The following is a 16,653-nucleotide window of genomic DNA, read 5'->3' as shown; positions in this document are numbered from 1 at the left end:
TCTAATCCCTGCAAATAAACAAATGTCAGTTTTTTCACGCCTGCGCGCTGGATTCTCGTCAGCTTCATGGCAAACTAGCTGCCGAGTTGAGTTTGGCCTGTGGAGGGCACTTTGGACAAAATTTTCGTTGATGAGGCAGTCAGTGAGCTGCATACCATCCAGGATATGCTGCGCTGGACGGTGAGTCGGTTTGCCGCCGCGGAGATCTGGTACGGCCACGGCACCGATAACCCCTGGGACGAAGCCGTTCAGCTGGTGCTGCCCACGCTGTATCTGCCGCTGGATATCCCGGAAGATATGCGTACCGCGCGCCTGACTTCCAGCGAGCGTCACCGCATTGTCGAGCGCGTTATTCGCCGCATCAACGAGCGTCTTCCCGTCGCCTATCTGACCAACAAAGCCTGGTTCTGCGGCCACGAGTTTTACGTGGATGAACGCGTGCTGGTGCCGCGCTCGCCGGTCGGCGAACTGATCAATGACCGCTTCGCCGGCATTATCGCGCATGAACCCAGCCATATTCTGGATATGTGCACCGGCAGCGGCTGCATTGCCATCGCCTGCGCCTATGCCTTCCCGGAAGCGGAAGTGGACGCCGTAGATATTTCTGCGGACGCGCTGGCCGTGGCCGAGCAGAATATCACCGCGCACGGTATGGATCATAACGTGACGCCGATCCGCTCCGATCTGTTCCGCGATCTGCCAAAGACCCCTTACGATCTGATCGTCACCAATCCGCCCTACGTGGATGAAGAGGATATGGGCGATCTGCCGGAGGAATATCAGCACGAGCCGGAGCTGGGGCTGGCCGCCGGGCGCGACGGCCTGAAGCTGGCGCGCCGCATTCTGGCCTGTGCGCCGGACTACCTGAGCGAAGAAGGCGTGCTGGTCTGCGAAGTGGGCAACAGCATGGTGCATATGATCGAACAGTATCCCGACGTGCCGTTCACCTGGCTGGAATTCGCCAACGGCGGCGACGGCGTATTTATGCTGACCCGCGAGCAAATTGTTGCTGCGCAACATCATTTCGGCATTTATAAAGACTAAAAAACATCACAGGCATCCCCGGCGCAGGCGGTTTTGCTCCGATCAGCGCGGAAACCGTAGCCTGTGCACGGATTTCGCGCTGGCCGGAACGGAAGCGGCAAACGGGATGGCCTCCTGAAAAGTTCAGAGGACTTCATGGCTGGTAATACGATTGGACAGGTTTTCCGCGTCACCACCTTTGGTGAATCGCACGGGCTGGCGCTGGGCTGTATTGTCGACGGCGTGCCGCCCGGCATCCCCCTGACGGAAGCCGATTTGCAGCACGATCTGGATCGCCGCCGTCCCGGCACCTCACGCTACACCACCCAGCGCCGCGAGCCGGACCAGGTCAAAATCCTCTCCGGCGTGTTTGAAGGCGTCACCACCGGCACCAGCATCGGCCTGCTGATTGAAAATACCGACCAGCGCTCGCAGGATTACGGCGCCATCAAAGACGTCTTCCGTCCCGGCCACGCCGACTATACCTATGAACAAAAGTACGGCCTGCGCGACTATCGCGGCGGCGGGCGCTCTTCCGCGCGTGAAACCGCTATGCGTGTGGCGGCGGGCGCTATCGCCAAAAAATACCTCGCCCTGAAGCACGGCGTGAAGGTGCGCGGCTATCTGGCGCAGATTGGCGACGTGGCCTGCGAGCTGAAGGACTGGGATCAGGTGGAACAGAACCCGTTCTTCTGCCCGGATCCGTCAAAAATCGAGGCGCTGGACGAGCTGATGCGCGCGCTGAAGAAAGAGGGCGATTCTATCGGCGCTAAAGTCTCCGTAATGGCGGAGAACGTGCCGGTTGGCCTGGGCGAGCCGGTTTTCGATCGTCTGGACGCGGATCTGGCGCATGCGCTGATGAGCATTAACGCGGTGAAAGGCGTGGAAATCGGCGACGGCTTTGCCGTGGTCAACCAGCGCGGCAGCGAACATCGTGATGAAATTCGCGCGGGCGGCTTTCAGAGCAACCACGCGGGCGGCATTCTGGGCGGCATCAGCAGCGGCCAGCCGATCCTGGCGACGCTGGCGATGAAGCCAACGTCCAGCATTACCGTGCCGGGCAAAACCATTACCCGCACGGGCGAAGAAACGGAAATGATCACCAAAGGCCGTCACGATCCCTGCGTAGGGATCCGCGCCGTGCCGATCGCGGAAGCCATGATGGCGATCGTGCTGATGGATCATTTACTGCGTCATCGCGGACAGAATGCGGACGTGCAGACGAACATTCCACGCTGGTAATCACCATGAAAAAGACGCTGTTCGCGCTTTGCGGCCTGCTGCTCAGCGCTTCCACGCTGGCGGCTACGCCCTGGCAATCGATCCGGCAGCCAATAAACGGCGCGCCGCACGCTATCGGCTCTTTCGCCAACGGCTGTATCGTCGGCGCGCAGGCGCTGCCGCTTAACGATCCGACCTATCAGGTGATGCGTCAGGACCAGCGTCGCTTTTATGGTCATCCCGATCTGATCCTGTTTATTCAGCGGCTGGGCGCTCAGGTGCATAATTTGCAGCTGGGCGAGGTGCTGATTGGGGATATGGGCATGGCGGCGGGCGGTCGCTTCAGCAGCGGCCACGCCAGCCACCAGACCGGGCTGGATGTTGATATCTGGCTGCAGTTACCGCAGACGCGCTGGAGCTCACAAATGCTGCTGAAGCCGCAGCCGCTGGATCTGGTGGCGGCAGACGGGAAAAACGTGGTGGCGCGCCACTGGCAGCCGCAGATCGACAGCCTGATCAAGCTGGCGGCAAAAGATGACGACGTCACGCGTATCTTTGTGAATCCGGCGATTAAAAAACAGCTCTGCGCCGATGCGGGCAGCGATCGCGACTGGCTGCGCAAGGTACGCCCATGGTTCGGCCATCGGGCGCATATGCACGTGCGCCTGCGTTGTCCTACGGACAGCCTGGAGTGCCAGGATCAGCCCGCGCCGCCGCCAGGGGATGGCTGTGGCGCAGAGCTGGCAAGCTGGTTCGCGCCGCCAAAACCTTCCGGCGCGCCGATAAAACGCGAGCCGCCGCCGTTGCCGCCTTCCTGTCAGGCGCTTCTGGATAACCATCAGCTTTAGGAAGAAAAAATGGAATGGTTTGCCGTCAGCCCGCTGCTGCTTGGGCTACTGTTTTGCATCGCCGTGCTGGCCGCTTTTATCGATTCTATCGCCGGCGGCGGCGGGCTGCTGACTGTTCCGGCGCTGCTGGCGGCCGGGCTTTCTCCGGCGCAGGCGCTGGCGACCAACAAGCTTCAGTCCGTCGGCGGCTCTTTTTCCGCCAGCCTCTATTTTATCCGGCGCAAGGCGGTGGATCTTAAAGCGCAGCGGCTGAATATCCTGATGGCGTTTATCGGCTCGATTCTCGGCGCGATGCTGATCCAACACATTCAGCCGGGGCTGCTGCGCCAGGTGCTGCCGCTGCTGATTATCTCGATAGGCCTCTATTTTCTGCTGATGCCTAAGATCGGCGAAGAAGATCGCCATCGTCGCCTGCACGGCCTGCCGTTTGCGCTGGTGGCGGGCGGCTGCGTCGGCTTTTATGACGGCTTTTTCGGGCCGGGCGCTGGCTCCTTCTATGCGCTGGCCTTCGTCACGCTTTGCGGTTTTAACCTGGCGAAATCTACCGCGCATGCCAAGGTGCTGAATTTGACCTCTAACCTGGGCGGCCTGCTGTTTTTTATTTTCGGCGGCAAAGTGGTGTGGGGCACCGGCCTGATTATGCTGCTCGGCGCCATTTGCGGCGCACGGCTCGGCGCACGGCTGGTGCTGAGCCGGGGGCAGCAGCTGATCCGCCCGATGGTGGTCACCGTTTCCATTGTCATGAGCGCTAAGCTGCTCTACGACAGCCACGGCGCAGAGATCGCCGCCTGGTTTCACCATCTGTTTAGCTGAATCTTAATGTTGACGCGTCGCAAGACGTGAAATTTTTGCAGAAGAGAACAATGCGTACTCACGACTATTCGCAGCTGATCGAGATTTTCGACCGCTGTTTTTTTGACGATTTTCAGACCCGCCTGGTGAAGGGCGATGACGAACCCATCTACCTGCCCGCCGATGAGGAAGTCAGCTATCACCGCGTGGTGTTCGCCCACGGCTATTACGCCAGCGCGCTGCATGAAATCTCCCACTGGTGTATCGCCGGAGCCGAGCGGCGCAAGCTGGTGGATTTCGGCTACTGGTATTGTCCCGACGGCCGCGACGCCATGACGCAAGGCCAGTTTGAAGCGGTGGAGGTCAGGCCGCAGGCGCTGGAATGGCTGTTTTGTGTAGCGGCGGGCTTTCCCTTCAACGTAAGTTGTGACAATCTCAATGGCGATTTCGAGCCGGACCGCATTGCGTTCCAGCGCAAGGTACACGCGCAGGTAATGGCTCATCTGGAAAAGGGAATTCCGTCACGGCCAGCCCGTTTTATCACCGAACTGGGTCGCTACTACTCAACGCCGCCGCTGACCGCAGCGCAGTTTCCCTGGCCGGAAGATCTCTGACCAGCATGGTAAATAAGGAATTGTATGATTGATGAATTTGAAGCGCGTATCCTGGCCCTGATCGATAACATGGTGGAGAGCGCCAGCGATGACGAGCTGTTCGCCAGCGGCTATCTGCGCGGGCATCTGACGCTGGCCGTGGCCGAAATTGAGCAGTCGGGCGAGCACACGCCGGAAGCGCTGCAAATCCAGGTGCTGAACAGCCTGGAGACGGCGATCCACGCCGGTGAGCTTTCGCCGCGCGACCAGGCGCTGGTGCTGGGCATGTGGGATAATTTGTTCCTGCAGGCGCGCCATCCCTCCTGATCCCTGACGGCGCCGTCGGCAACAAGCAAGGCCGCCGTGATTTTAGCGGCCTGATGCGTCCGGCGTCTCCGGTTTCCAGTCTGCCCTGGGCGGCGTCTCCGGCTACCAGTCTGGCCTGAGCGGCATCCCCAATTTCCTGTCTGCTCTACGCGACGTCTCCGGTTTCCTGTCTGCCCTACGGGGCGGCAGCGGCTTTTAGCTTGCCGCCTTCACCGCTTTACCTTTCAGCAGCTTGCGCACCCAGTAGCGATTAGGATGGGTGGCCGCCAGCGTCTGCCTGTCCAGCGGGATCGGTTCGCCGCACAGCTCCGCCGCCAGCGCTTCTGCCGCCAGCGGCGCGCTGCATAATCCCCTGGAGCCTAACGCGCCCAGCACAAACAGGCCGCGCCAGAGGGGCGCCGGTTGCGCCGTGGCTTTGTTTTGCGCCAGATCTGCGTATTGCGCCAGCGTTTGCTGATAGTCCGGCAGCGGGCCAATCATCGGCAGATGATCGCGGGTGGCGCAGCGCACGCCGTTGCGGGCGCTGCCTGCGCTAACGTCCACTTCGCGAGGCCATTCCGCCTCCGGCAGACAGCGGAGCAGCCGCTCGCGGTTTTCCTGCTGATCTTCTTCGCGATAGGCGGTAGCGCTGTCGGCGCGATGATAGCTTGCGCCGATACAGTGCTGCTGATTATGCGGATTAACCGGCGTCAGATAGCCGTCGTAGCATAAAACCTGTTTAAGCTGGCCCAGTGCGGGCGTAGTCGGGATATGGCTGACCTGGCCGCTGACGGCATAGGCGGGCAGCTTTTCACTCTGCGGCAGCGCGGTCAGCGCGTGGCCGGTCGCCAGCACCACGTTGCGGTGAGTCTGCGCGGGCCGATCGGCAAAATCGAGCTGCCAGCCCGTCGGTGTTGCGGTCAGTGCGGTCAGCCTGTGATGCCAGCGCGTAATCAGCCCCCGCTGCTGCGCCAGCGCAAACAGCGCAGGCGTCAGCTGGGCGGGCGAGAGCCAGCCGCCAGCCGGATAGGTAATGCCGCCAAAGCCGGTTTCCACCCCGCACAGCGCTTCGGCTTCCTGCCTGTCCACACCGCGAGCGATGGTTTCCGGCAGCTGCATGGTCAGCATTTTAGTGATTTTGTCCGCGCTTTTTTCATCCCAGCCCAGCTGGGTAACGCCACACCACTCGTGATCGAACGCGACCGGCAGGCTATCGTAAACACGACGGGCAAAGGTAAATGCGGCCGGAAAAAAGCGCGCCAGCGCCGGATCGTGATGGTTCAGCAGCGGATAAAGCGCGCCCTGACGGTTGCCGGAAGCGCCCCGGGCCGGTTCGCCGTCGGCGCTGTAGAGCGTGACTTTTTTACCGCGACGCAGCAGCGCCAGCGCCAGCAGCGCGCTGGCCACGCCGCCGCCGATTACCGCAATGTCGTCGCCTTCCGCCGCCGGACGGTGATACCACGGCGCTTCGGCTGGCGCGTCGATAGCGTTCTCCAGCACGCCCGCCAGCATTTCCCGTTTGGGGCCGAAGCCTTTACGCTTGCCGACGGTAAAACCCGCCTCCTGCAATCCGCGCCGCACAAAGCCAGCCGAGGTAAAGGTGGCCAGCGTGCCGCCGGGACGCGCCATTTTCGCCATGCAGGCGAACAGTGCCGGCGTCCACATGTCAGGATTTTTCGACGGCGCAAAGCCATCCAGAAACCAGGCGTCGACCTGATGATTGAGGCTGTCATCGAAGGTCGGGATCAGCTGGTTAATATCGCCGAACCAGAGATCGAGCGTGACGCGACCCTCGGCCAGCAGCAGCCGGTGACAGCCGGGCAGGGCGGCTGGCCACTGTTCGCGCAGCGCGCGTGCGTATGCTGCCAGTTCAGGCCAGCTTTGATGCGCGCTGGCGAGATCGTTGACGCTGAGCGGATACTTTTCACAGCTGATAAAGTGCAGGCGCTGCAAACGAGCCTGCGGCTGCTCGGCGCAAAAGCGCTCGAAAGCCTGCCAGAGCGTTAAAAAATTCAGGCCGGTGCCAAAACCGGTTTCCGCCGTGATAAACAGGTCGCGAGAATGGTGCGCAAAACGGTCGGGCAAGCCGTTGCCGCCAAGAAACACGTGACGCGTTTCCTCCAGGCCGTTTGCGTCGGAAAAATAGACGTCGCCAAAGGTTCGGGATACAGGTGTACCCTGTTCATTCCAGCTTAGTTCTGCATACTCTATTGGGGCGCTGTTCACGGCAAAAGCTCAGTTATCTCGCGGTGCGGCGATTGTAACTCTGGGGGTGCGCCTACGCAAATTTACAAAAATCAGGCGCTGGTTGGACTTGTTCGGCTTACAACTGTACGCTAAAGTGCGTGTCGAATCCTAATATAAGTAGTTAACGAGGTATTGAATGAAACGTGCAGTGATTACTGGCCTGGGTATCGTTTCCAGCATTGGTAATAACCAACAGGAAGTCCTTGCATCCCTGCGTGAAGGCCGCTCCGGCATTACCTTCTCTCAGGAGCTGAAAGATTCCGGTATGCGTAGTCACGTCTGGGGCAACGTCAAACTCGATAAAGACGAAATCTCCAGCCTCATCGATCGCAAAACCCTGCGTTTTATGAGTGATGCGTCCATTTATGCCTATATTTCTATGCTGGAAGCGGTAAAAGATTCCGGTTTGACCGTTGAACAATACCAGAACAACCCGCGCGTGGGTCTGGTGGCCGGTTCCGGCGGCGGCTCGCCGATCAACCAGGTAGCCAGCGTTGACGGAATGCGCGCCAAAGGCCTGCGCGGCGTCGGCCCTTATATGGTGACCAAAGCGATGGCGTCCGGCGTTTCCGCTTGCCTGGCGACCCCGTTCAAAATCCACGGCGTAAACTACTCCATCAGCTCCGCCTGCGCGACCTCGGCACACTGCATCGGCAACGCCGTTGAGCAGATCCAGCTGGGCAAACAGGATGTGGTATTTGCAGGCGGCGGCGAAGAGCTGTGCTGGGAAATGTCCTGCGAGTTCGATGCGATGGGCGCGCTGTCCACCAAATATAACGAAACGCCGGAAAAAGCGTCCCGTACCTATGACAACAGCCGCGACGGCTTTGTTATCGCAGGCGGCGGCGGCATGGTTGTTGTGGAAGAGCTGGAGCACGCGCTGGCTCGCGGCGCGCACATCTACGCAGAAGTGGTTGGCTACGGCGCCACCTCCGACGGCGCAGACATGGTAGCGCCATCAGGCGAGGGCGCAGCACGCTGTATGCGTCTGGCTATGCACGGCCTGGATACGCCAATTGACTACCTGAACACGCACGGCACCTCTACGCCGGTAGGCGATGTGAAAGAGCTGGGCGCCATCCGCGAAGTCTTCGGCGACAACACGCCGGCGATGTCGGCCACCAAAGCCATGACCGGCCACTCTCTGGGTGCGGCGGGCGTGCAGGAAGCTATTTACTCGCTGCTGATGCTGGAGCACGGCTTTATCGCGCCAAGCATCAACATTGAAGAGCTGGATCCGGCGGCGGAAGGTCTGAACATCGTGACCAAACCAACCGAGCAGCAGCTGACTACCGTGATGTCCAACAGCTTCGGCTTCGGCGGCACCAACGCCACGCTGGTGATGCGCAAGCTGTAATCAGTAAGCAATTTCAAAAAAGGATGCTCCGCAAGGGCATCCTTTTTTTATGGCCGCAGTATGCCGATGTATAAGATAAGCCTCGCCAGGGACAAAAGTTAGCAGCCATGCCGTAAGGCCAGGCGTTAGCGTCAAATACGTTAACCTTCCCACTCCGCCGTAATCACAGAAGCGTTGATAGCCAGATGACCATCAGGCATATCGCCCGGCTGAGGGCGCAGGGACATCCACCGTTTCGCGCGGGCTGAATGGCGAAGGCCGCGTCAGTCAGAAAACGCGTGAGAAAGCGGAAGCCGTTAGCCTGAAAAAACACGGGCCAGCTTTTCCACCGCGCTGACAATCTCTGCTGGCGCCAGGGCGGAAAAACCCAGCAGCCAGCCTTCCTGCCGTGCATCTCCCTGATACAGGGGCGACAGGCGCGGCAGCACCAGGCCTGCCTGCAAAGCCTGACGCGTTAATTTTTCTTCGCCGCCGTCCGGCAGCGTGGCCGTCAGCTGTAGCCCATGCTGGTGGCTCAGCGGATGCAGCCTGTCTCCCAGCTTTGTCGCCAGCTCTGTCAGCAGCAGTTCGCGGCGGCTGCCGTAAAGTTTGCGCATCAGCCGCAGATGCGCCTGAAAATGGCCGCGATCGAGAAAATCCGCCGTCACTGCCTGCATCAGCTGCGCGCTGTGTCCGTCCATCACGCTGCGCATCCGGCAGCAGGCGTCAACCAGCGCGGGCGGCACCGCCAGATAAGCCAGCCGCAGGGAAGGGAACAGCGTTTTGGAAAAGGTGCCGAGGTAGAGCACGCGCCCGGCCTTATCCAGCCCCTGAAGCGCGGGCGCAGGCTGTGCGCCGTAATAAAATTCGCTGTCGTAGTCATCCTCAATCAGCCAGCTACCGTGGGCGCGCGCGTACGCCAGCCAGGCCAGACGACGCGTCAGGCTCATGGTCGCGCCGGTGGGATACTGATGGGATGGGGTCAGGTAGATCAGCTTCGCCGCTGGCCGGTCGGGTATTTTTGCGCCCTCGTCGTCCAGCTCCAGCGTGCCGATGGTCGCGCCCGCGCTGTTGAAAGCATGATAAGCGCCGCGATAGCCCGGCTCTTCCAGCCAGATGGTATCGCCCGGATCGCACAGCAGCATCGCCAGCATCTGTAGCGCCTGTTGCGAGCTGGTCAGGATGATAATTTGTCCGGCATCGCAGCGCACGCCGCGCGCCTGGGCAAGATAACGCGCCACCGCTTCACGCAGTTCAGCCAGCCCCTGCGGCGCGCCATAGCCCATCATTTTTTCCGGCGTATGGCGCAGCCGCTGCGCCACCAGCCGCCGCCAGATAGCGTGAGGAAAAGCCCGCAGATCCGGCGAACCGGCGGCAAAAGCCAGGGGAAAAAGCGGATCGTCGCAGCCGCCAGAGGCGACAATGTTGCTGCCGCGTGACGAGAGCGCGGGAGCCGCTGTCGATGACGCTGGCGTGGGGCGTCGCGGCGCCGGCAGATCGGCGGCGACGAAAGTGCCTTTGCCGCTGTGCCGCAGCAGGCAGCCTTCGCTTTCCAGCTGCGCATAGGCCGCTTCCACCGTCACTCGGGACAGCGACAGATCGACGGCAAGCAGCCGGGAAGAGGGTAGCCGCTCGCCTTGCCGCAGCGTGCCGTCGGTGATGAGTTGACGCAAGGCGGCGCATAGCCTGTCCCGTCGGGTGCGGGCCTGCTGCGAGGCGAACAGCTGGATTAAGGGCACGTTGGTCAGCGGCATAATGGTCTTATCACCTGATTAAAATGGGTATCCTTTTTAAGGCCGTTTTACCCTATCATCAGGCAGACCTTAAGCAAAGGAGTACACATGATGACCCTGTCCGCCGTTTTACAATTTCCACCGCCTGACGCCGCACGCAGCGAAGCATGGCTACGCGAAAAGCTGGCTTACTACAGCGATGCCTGGGATCTGGCGCAGGATCTCGCCAACGGCATTACCGATATCGTGGTGATCGATACCCGTGCGGCAGAGCAGTATCAGACCGCGCATATTCCCGGCGCGATAAGCTTTCCTCACCGCACCATGAGCGCAGAAACGCTGGCGGCGCTGGACGGCAGCAAAGTTTACGTGACCTACTGTGACGGCATTGGCTGCAACGGCTCGACCAAAGGCGCATGGAAACTGGCCTCGGCGGGACTGCGGGTTAAAGAGCTGATTGGCGGGCTGGATTTCTGGCTGCGCGACCGTCATCCGGTCGCGCAAGGAGAAGAAGCGGGCAGCTGGCCGCAACAGGATTTACAGGCGTGCGGCTGTTAAGCCTAAAGGAACAGCCACAGCAGAAAAATAAACAGCACCAGCGCGGCAAAAGCGGTTACGGCCGGACGCGTCGCCAGCGGCCTTAGCACCGGCGGCACGTAGCCGGAAATAATCGGCTGCGGATGGATCTCGCTGTCGGCCAGCGGCATCTCCTTCAGCCGTTCGGCCCGCCGCGCAAACAGCAGATTCATCAAATCCTGCGCCTGGGCTGCGGTAAGGATCGCCTGCGGCGGCAGCTGGAAGCGCTGCTGGCTGGCCTCTTCCAGCATGCGCTGCTCTGCATGATCGGAAGGCACCTTCAGCGAGGCGAGAAGCGTATGCAGCGTCGGGGCAGGCTGCTGGCTCAGCGTCTGGCTAACCTGAAGATACTGGGTCAGCAGCGGGAACAGGCGTGAAGGAATGGGATCGCCGCTGTGCAGGTTGACCACCTTCAGCACGGAAGTCCACAGCTTCACCGGCTGTTCGCCGGTAACGGCAGCCAGGCGAGCGACCTGCTGATTGAGCGCGTGGTGCTCCGCAGGCAGCAGCGAGCGATCGGTGACGCGGTTCTGCTGCGGCTGCGGGATCGCCATCTGGCCATTTTGCAGCATGGTCAGCACCTGTCGCAGCTGATCGGGATTCAGCGAGCTGAGCACCGTATGACCAAACTGCTGCCGGATAAAATCGCTCACCGCCTGGCGATTATTGCCCGCAGGCAGCAAATCGCTCAGCTGCTGAAACAGCTGTCGGGTCGCGTGCGTGTTCTGCACCTGCGCAAGCCGCGTATTAAGAAACTGCTCCGCCGCCGGAAAATGACGCGCCAGCAGACCGGCATCGTTCTTCACGCCCACTTCATGACGCAGTCCGGCCCATAGCTCCGGGGCCTTTAGCGAACTGAGCGACATGATTTTGACAATCAGCCTTTCCAGCGTGGTGCGCTGAGCAGGGGTCAGCGGCTGATCGCCCGGTCCGGTTCGGCCGGTATCAGCGACCGTCGCTCGTTCGCCGGGTAATGGCGCGCCTGGGCCATTAAGAGGTTGCATGGCAAAATCCTTAACTCAACACTGTCCGGAAAGCGCCGGAAAAAAGGGGGATTGGCTATGATAACAATCCCGTTACGCGATAGGTAGTAGCGGCGCGCCGCGCGGCGGATTATTTTTCAGGGATCCGCCGTCGCGCGCGCTGTTTTGCCGATCCGCAGCGGCGTACGCAGCCGCTGCGCCAGGATCACGCCGCATAACGTGACGCCGCCGCCGATAAAGTGATAGCTGTGCAGCTTTTCATGCAGAAAAAGCACGGCGATAACTGCTGTAAAGACAGGCGTCAGATTCATAAAAATCGAGGCGGTGCTGGCGCCCATGCGCATCACGCCCTGGATCCATAAAAACGGCGCAAGAATAGAAGCCGGAAGCGCGGCAAACAGCACCAGCGGCAGGTTATGCGCGTTCAGCGCCACATCTTTTGCCAGTAAAAAGCCCGGCAGCAGCAGTATGACGCCAAACACAATTTGCACATACAGGCTTTGCCAGTTTGGCAGCGGGATCGCCCAGCGACGGGTCAGCACGCCATACAGCGCGTAAGAGGTGGAAGCGGCAAACAGCATCAGCTCGCCCGTGCCCATGCCCTGCGTCAGCAGCCGTTCGGGACTGCCCTGGCTAATCAGCCACACCAGCCCGCCAAAAGAGAGCACGCTGCCGATAAGAATGCCCAGCGTGGGCGCCACTTTCAGCAGCACAATGCTGATCAGCACGGTCAGCAGAGGGATCAGCGAAACCAGAATACCCATCGAAAGCGCGCTGACGCTGTGCGCGGCATAGTAGGCAAGGCTTTGATAAAGCACCATGCCGAGCAGACCCAGCGTCAGCAGCCGCCACCACTGCTGCCTGACCTGCGTCCGATTGCGCCATACCGCAGGCAGCACGAAGGGCGTCAGCGCCACCAGCGCTATCAGCCAGCGATAAAAGGAAATAGCGGCAGGATCGATAACGTTCGCCGAGACTTTGCTGACGATGGCGTTAAACGACCAGATCAACACCGCCATCAAAGGATAAAGAAAATTCATTGTCGAGCCTGAATCAGTAATAAGAGCCGAGAGTGTACCCGTCTGCGGCTACAAATAAATAACCTTTATTACCGCTGCCTGATTTTTCCCCTGCCTCTTCTCTGCATAGTAAAGCGTCACTGCGTAAAACCCTCCAGGCGGAAATAAGAAAAGGCTATGGCAAAACGGCCTGAAGCCTTTTACTCCTTTTTCGGCAACGTCCAGAATTAATTCAGGAAATGACAGTTTTATGACGGCAAAACTGAAAAAAGGAATTTGCACGAGCTAAGCGCTAACGTCCACTACGCTAAGGCAGGAATTACGATGAGTTATTCAGCAAAACCGCCATCCACGCTGGGCGATGGGTTATCCAGTCGCCAGGTCACCATGATTTCCATCGCCGGGATTATCGGCGCCGGTCTGTTTATCGGCTCTGCCAGCGCCATTGCCACCGCAGGGCCGGCTATCTTAATTTCTTATATATTAACGGGTTTTTTGGTGCTGCTGGTGATGAGAATGCTGGGAGAAATGGCGGTTATGCAGCCTGACTCCGGCTCCTTTTCCACCTACGCTTCACGGGCGCTTGGCCCCTGGGCAGGCTTTACCATTGGCTGGCTCTACTGGTGGTTCTGGGTGCTGGTGATCCCGGTGGAGGCGATAGCCGGCGCGAACATCCTTCATACCGCTTTACCCGCCGTGCCCGCCTGGGTTTACACACTCTCTATTATGACTCTGCTGACCTGCACCAATCTTTTCAACGTGAAAAACTTCGGCGAGTTTGAATTCTGGTTTTCCCTGATTAAAGTGGTGGCTATCCTGGCTTTTATCGCGGTGGGCATCGCGGCGGTCGCGGGCTACTGGCCTCTGGCACACGTCAGCGGCGTGTCGCGCCTGTGGGATAGCGGCGGCTTTATGCCACACGGCGGCGGCGCGGTGCTTTCCGGCGTGCTGATCACCATCTTCTCCTTCTTTGGCGCGGAAATCGTGACCATTGCCGCCGCCGAGACAAAGGATCCGGGGCAGCAGATCCGGCGCTCGACTAACCTGGTGGTTTACCGTATTGCCTTGTTCTATCTGCTGTCGATTTTCCTGGTGGTGTCGCTGGTCGCCTGGAACGATCCACAACTGAAAGAACAGGGAACCTTTCAATACGCGCTGAACGTGCTGCATCTGCCGGGCGCGGGTATCCTGGTCAGCTCGGTAGTGTTTATCGCCGTATGCAGCTGCATGAACTCCGGGCTGTATACCGCCTCCCGCATGTTTTACTCGCTGGCGCAGCGTGGTGATGCGCCGCAGGCCGGCGCGCGAATTTCCGCCGGCGGCGTGCCCCGCGTTGCCGTACTCAGCTCAACGCTGGCCGGTTTTGCAGGCTGTTTCGCTAACTACGCTTTTCCCGGCAGGGTTTTCGACTTTCTGCTTTCCACCACCGGCGCCATCGCGCTGCTGGTCTATCTGGTTATCGCCGTTTCCCAGCTGATTATGCGCCGCAGGCTGGAACGCAGCGGCCGGACGCCGGAATTTAAGATGTGGCTGTTTCCGTGGCTGACGCTGTTTACCATCGGCATTATTCTGGTGGTATTGGGCTATATGTTTATTTCGCCCGATTATCGTTATGAAACGCTGATGACCGCCGCCGTGGCCGCTATCGTGCTGATGCTGAGTTTTATTGTCACGCGCAGGCGCACGGCGCAGACGCAAAAAATCGGCAGCGGCAAAATGCAGCCTCGCGCGGTGCAAACGATGCGTTAACGGAGGTTGCTGACAAAATCATCCTCTGTCATCAAGTCGCGTTCAGGCCGGTGAAAAGCAGCGGAGGCCGGAACAACTCGTCCACGGGGGCTCCTTTCGCGCATCCATGCGCGAACGGCTGGCCGTTCAGCCTCTGCTGCTGTGAAGCTGCCGTTTCGCGGCAAAAAATCCAGGCCGTACGAACCCTCTGGCTTTGTCAGCAGTCTGAGCCATTCCTGCGAATGGATTTTTTAATGGCTGCAAGCCGGCTGCGGACTAGCTGCCGGCCCGCTGCGCAAACAGGCGAAAAACAGGGCGAATAACCGGCCGCCGGGCGCTATGCTTGAAGAAAGGCTTTCGCTGTTTAGGCGCCCTCTATCATAAGGCCAGACTATGACCCGGTTTAGTTCACCCGATGCGATCCGCGACGCCTTTTCCAAAGCGATGTCGCTGATGTACCAGCAGGAAGTGCCGCAGTACCGCACGCTGTTGCAGTTAGTGAAAGAGGTGAACGCCCGCTATTTGCAGGCCCATCCCGAGACCTTTGCGGACGCCGACAGCGCGCCGGAGCTGAACCGGCTGGCCGTTGAACGGCACGGCGCTATCCGCCTTGGCAAAGCGCAGGAGCTGGCGACCATGCGCCGACTGTTTGCGGTAATGGGCATGTATCCGGTCAGCTATTACGATCTTTCTGCGGCAGGCGTGCCGGTGCACGCTACCGCTTTCCGCCCCGTCGACGCGCGTTCGCTGCAATATAATCCTTTCCGCGTGTTTACCTCGCTGCTGCGCCTGGAGCTGATCGATGATGACGGACTGAAGCAGAAGGTGAGCCAGATCCTCGACCAGCGGAATATCTTTACGCCGCGTCTGCTGGAACTGCTTGAGATCGGCCATGCTCAGCAAGGCTTAACCGCCGCACAGGCGGATGAGTTTGTCGCCGAAGCGCTGAAAACCTTTCAGTGGCACAGCGAAGCGCAGGTGGACGGGGCAACTTATCAGTCGCTGCTGGATCAGCACCGCCTGATTGCGGACGTGGTTTCTTTTAAAGGGCCGCACATTAACCACCTTACGCCGCGCACGCTGGATATTGACGCCGTGCAGCGGCAGATGCCCGCTTATCAGATCGTGCCGAAAGAGAGCATTGAAGGGCCGCCGCCGCGTCGCGTGCCCATTCTGCTGCGTCAGACCAGCTTTAAGGCGCTGAGCGAAAAAATCACCTTTACCGACAACAGCGAGGGCAGGCACACCGCGCGCTTTGGTGAAATCGAGCAGCGCGGGCTGGCGCTGACGCCCGCAGGCCGTGCGCTTTACGATCGGCTTTTGCAACAGCCGACGGCGGGGGATAAAGCCGCCGGGCTGGCCGCGAACTTTGCCGCTTTCCCGGATGATATGCACGAGCTGCGTCGGCAGAAGCTGGGCTATTTTAGCTATCGGCTGTCGACGGGCGCGACGCTGCCGGAGCAGGCCAGCCGTGAGCAGCTGCAAAGCCTGATCGACGACGGCACCATAGAGGCCAGGCCAGTGGTTTATGAAGATTTTCTGCCGGTCAGCGCCGCGGGCATTTTCCAGTCGAACCTGGGCAGCGAAAGGGGAGCAGCGGGCAAGGGCCATCCCAATCAGTTGGCCTTTGAGCAGGCGCTGGGCTGCGCGGTTATCGACGAGTTTTCGCTGTATCAACAGCTGGAAGAGGCGTCGCTGGCGGCCATTTTCGATCGCCCTTGACCGCGCTCTGTCTTTGACGTGGCTGCCGACTTAAGCCTAAAGTTAGCGCGGCGCACAGGCCGCTTTTCAAGGAGAATTTTATGTATACCCGGCTGGCTATTCTGCTGCTATCCCTGTTTCTCGGCATGGGGAACGCTTATGCAGCCACGGCTCAGGAAGTGGATCAGCGTCTGGATTTTCTGTTTGGCTCCCATCAGAAATACCAGGATTTTCTTGGCGAACTGCAACAGGCGGTGGCGGCAAAAGACAAAGCCAAAGTGGCGACGATGATTGCTTATCCGCTTGAGGTCGGTTTAAAAGGGAAAGCGAAAACCTATCGCACTGCGGCAATGTTAAAGAAGCACTACGGCAGCGTATTCACGCCTGATTTAAGCCGCGTCATTATCGCGCAGAAATATGAAGATCTGTTCGCCAGGGATCAGGGCGTAATGGTGGGCGACAGCGGCCAGCTGTGGTTTAGCGAAGTGTGTCAGGACAAAGCCTGTCACAACACCCGCGTGCTGATTACACGCATCAATCAGTAGCC

Annotated in this window: 15 protein-coding genes and 1 pseudogene; 12 read left to right on the top strand and 4 right to left on the bottom strand. The window is 59.8% G+C overall.

Translation table 11 applies throughout. From position 1 onward, the window contains the following. The first annotated feature begins 111 nt into the window (after window positions 1–111). The 6 genes from prmB (at window position 112) to AB3U87_RS14265 (ending at window position 4,804) form a co-directional block, all read left to right on the top strand. Entirely contained in the window at window positions 112–1,044 is a 933-nt protein-coding gene (prmB, locus tag AB3U87_RS14290; RefSeq protein ID WP_253459685.1) for a 50S ribosomal protein L3 N(5)-glutamine methyltransferase, read from the top strand. 135 nt (window positions 1,045–1,179) lie between these two features. After that, window positions 1,180–2,265, top strand: coding sequence for a chorismate synthase (aroC, locus tag AB3U87_RS14285; RefSeq protein ID WP_253459687.1), 1,086 nt, complete (start codon window positions 1,180–1,182; stop codon window positions 2,263–2,265). Between the two features lie 5 nt (window positions 2,266–2,270). Further along, a complete protein-coding gene (mepA, locus tag AB3U87_RS14280) occupies window positions 2,271–3,092 on the top strand; it encodes a penicillin-insensitive murein endopeptidase (protein WP_394149463.1) in 822 nt (273 codons plus the stop codon). 9 nt (window positions 3,093–3,101) lie between these two features. After that, window positions 3,102–3,905 carry a sulfite exporter TauE/SafE family protein gene (locus AB3U87_RS14275; RefSeq protein ID WP_301730514.1) on the top strand — a complete coding sequence of 268 codons (804 nt, stop codon included), beginning with the start codon at window positions 3,102–3,104 and terminating at the stop codon, window positions 3,903–3,905. 50 nt (window positions 3,906–3,955) lie between these two features. Further along, on the top strand, window positions 3,956–4,498 hold the full coding sequence (locus tag AB3U87_RS14270; RefSeq protein WP_253459693.1) for an elongation factor P hydroxylase: 543 nt from the start codon (window positions 3,956–3,958) through the stop codon (window positions 4,496–4,498). Between the two features lie 24 nt (window positions 4,499–4,522). Then, on the top strand, window positions 4,523–4,804 hold the full coding sequence (locus AB3U87_RS14265; protein ID WP_125288295.1) for a YfcL family protein: 282 nt from the start codon (window positions 4,523–4,525) through the stop codon (window positions 4,802–4,804). A 195-nt stretch (window positions 4,805–4,999) separates the two neighbouring features. On the opposite strand, the gene mnmC is transcribed toward AB3U87_RS14265, so the two are convergent. Next, complete coding sequence (gene mnmC, locus AB3U87_RS14260; RefSeq protein ID WP_394149461.1) at window positions 5,000–7,009, bottom strand: bifunctional tRNA (5-methylaminomethyl-2-thiouridine)(34)-methyltransferase MnmC2/FAD-dependent 5-carboxymethylaminomethyl-2-thiouridine(34) oxidoreductase MnmC1; 2,010 nt, start codon at window positions 7,007–7,009, stop codon at window positions 5,000–5,002. Window positions 7,010–7,166: 157 nt separating this feature from the next. Between mnmC and fabB the strand changes: the two genes are divergently transcribed. Both fabB and AB3U87_RS14250 read left to right on the top strand, forming a co-directional pair. Further along, the gene (gene fabB, locus AB3U87_RS14255; protein WP_125288293.1) at window positions 7,167–8,387 is read left to right on the top strand and encodes a beta-ketoacyl-ACP synthase I; all 1,221 of its coding nucleotides are present in this window, start codon (window positions 7,167–7,169) and stop codon (window positions 8,385–8,387) included. A gap of 232 nt (window positions 8,388–8,619) precedes the next feature. Then, window positions 8,620–8,724: pseudogene (locus AB3U87_RS14250) on the top strand (hypothetical protein); the annotation flags it as partial. Here AB3U87_RS14250 and pdxR read toward each other — a convergent pair. After that, window positions 8,684–10,120, bottom strand: a complete 1,437-nt coding sequence (gene pdxR / locus AB3U87_RS14245) for a MocR-like pyridoxine biosynthesis transcription factor PdxR (RefSeq protein ID WP_394149458.1) — start codon at window positions 10,118–10,120, stop codon at window positions 8,684–8,686. The pseudogene AB3U87_RS14250 and the gene pdxR overlap by 41 nt on opposite strands. A gap of 87 nt (window positions 10,121–10,207) precedes the next feature. On the opposite strand from pdxR, the gene AB3U87_RS14240 reads away from it, so the two are divergent. Then, window positions 10,208–10,657 (top strand): rhodanese-like domain-containing protein, encoded by a 450-nt coding sequence (locus AB3U87_RS14240; protein WP_253459705.1) that lies wholly within the window; start codon window positions 10,208–10,210, stop codon window positions 10,655–10,657. A gap of 2 nt (window positions 10,658–10,659) precedes the next feature. Here AB3U87_RS14240 and flk read toward each other — a convergent pair whose 3' ends face one another. Next, a complete protein-coding gene (flk, locus tag AB3U87_RS14235) occupies window positions 10,660–11,679 on the bottom strand; it encodes a flagella biosynthesis regulator Flk (RefSeq protein ID WP_253459707.1) in 1,020 nt (339 codons plus the stop codon). A gap of 116 nt (window positions 11,680–11,795) precedes the next feature. Then, entirely contained in the window at window positions 11,796–12,698 is a 903-nt protein-coding gene (locus tag AB3U87_RS14230; protein WP_253459710.1) for a DMT family transporter, read from the bottom strand. Window positions 12,699–13,001: 303 nt separating this feature from the next. On the opposite strand from AB3U87_RS14230, the gene AB3U87_RS14225 reads away from it, so the two are divergent. The 3 genes from AB3U87_RS14225 (at window position 13,002) to AB3U87_RS14215 (ending at window position 16,651) form a co-directional block, all read left to right on the top strand. Then, window positions 13,002–14,426 carry an amino acid permease gene (locus tag AB3U87_RS14225; protein ID WP_301730510.1) on the top strand — a complete coding sequence of 475 codons (1,425 nt, stop codon included), beginning with the start codon at window positions 13,002–13,004 and terminating at the stop codon, window positions 14,424–14,426. A gap of 372 nt (window positions 14,427–14,798) precedes the next feature. Continuing rightward, window positions 14,799–16,127, top strand: a complete 1,329-nt coding sequence (gene hglS, locus AB3U87_RS14220) for a 2-oxoadipate dioxygenase/decarboxylase HglS (RefSeq protein WP_394149455.1) — start codon at window positions 14,799–14,801, stop codon at window positions 16,125–16,127. Window positions 16,128–16,207: 80 nt separating this feature from the next. Next, window positions 16,208–16,651: a hypothetical protein gene (locus tag AB3U87_RS14215; RefSeq protein WP_369896417.1), complete on the top strand. Its 444-nt coding sequence runs from the start codon at window positions 16,208–16,210 to the stop codon at window positions 16,649–16,651. Window positions 16,652–16,653: the final 2 nt, after the last annotated feature.

It is taken from the genome of Erwinia plantamica (assembly GCF_043420595.1).
GTDB classification, from domain to species: domain Bacteria; phylum Pseudomonadota; class Gammaproteobacteria; order Enterobacterales; family Enterobacteriaceae; genus Erwinia; species Erwinia aeris.
This window is presented reverse-complemented; position numbering and strand designations above follow the sequence as displayed.

Excerpts from the sequence above, each read along its gene's own strand:
- aroC (WP_253459687.1), top strand. The coding sequence starts at position 1,180 with ATGGCTGGTAATACGATTGGACAGGTTTTCCGCGTCACCACCTTTGGT.
- mepA (WP_394149463.1), top strand. The coding sequence starts at position 2,271 with ATGAAAAAGACGCTGTTCGCGCTTTGCGGCCTGCTGCTCAGCGCTTCC.
- AB3U87_RS14275 (WP_301730514.1), top strand. The coding sequence starts at position 3,102 with ATGGAATGGTTTGCCGTCAGCCCGCTGCTGCTTGGGCTACTGTTTTGC.
- AB3U87_RS14270 (WP_253459693.1), top strand. The coding sequence starts at position 3,956 with ATGCGTACTCACGACTATTCGCAGCTGATCGAGATTTTCGACCGCTGT.
- AB3U87_RS14265 (WP_125288295.1), top strand. The coding sequence starts at position 4,523 with ATGATTGATGAATTTGAAGCGCGTATCCTGGCCCTGATCGATAACATG.
- fabB (WP_125288293.1), top strand. The coding sequence starts at position 7,167 with ATGAAACGTGCAGTGATTACTGGCCTGGGTATCGTTTCCAGCATTGGT.
- pdxR (WP_394149458.1), bottom strand. The coding sequence starts at position 10,120 with ATGCCGCTGACCAACGTGCCCTTAATCCAGCTGTTCGCCTCGCAGCAG.
- AB3U87_RS14240 (WP_253459705.1), top strand. The coding sequence starts at position 10,208 with ATGATGACCCTGTCCGCCGTTTTACAATTTCCACCGCCTGACGCCGCA.
- flk (WP_253459707.1), bottom strand. The coding sequence starts at position 11,679 with ATGCAACCTCTTAATGGCCCAGGCGCGCCATTACCCGGCGAACGAGCG.
- AB3U87_RS14230 (WP_253459710.1), bottom strand. The coding sequence starts at position 12,698 with ATGAATTTTCTTTATCCTTTGATGGCGGTGTTGATCTGGTCGTTTAAC.
- AB3U87_RS14225 (WP_301730510.1), top strand. The coding sequence starts at position 13,002 with ATGAGTTATTCAGCAAAACCGCCATCCACGCTGGGCGATGGGTTATCC.
- hglS (WP_394149455.1), top strand. The coding sequence starts at position 14,799 with ATGACCCGGTTTAGTTCACCCGATGCGATCCGCGACGCCTTTTCCAAA.
- AB3U87_RS14215 (WP_369896417.1), top strand. The coding sequence starts at position 16,208 with ATGTATACCCGGCTGGCTATTCTGCTGCTATCCCTGTTTCTCGGCATG.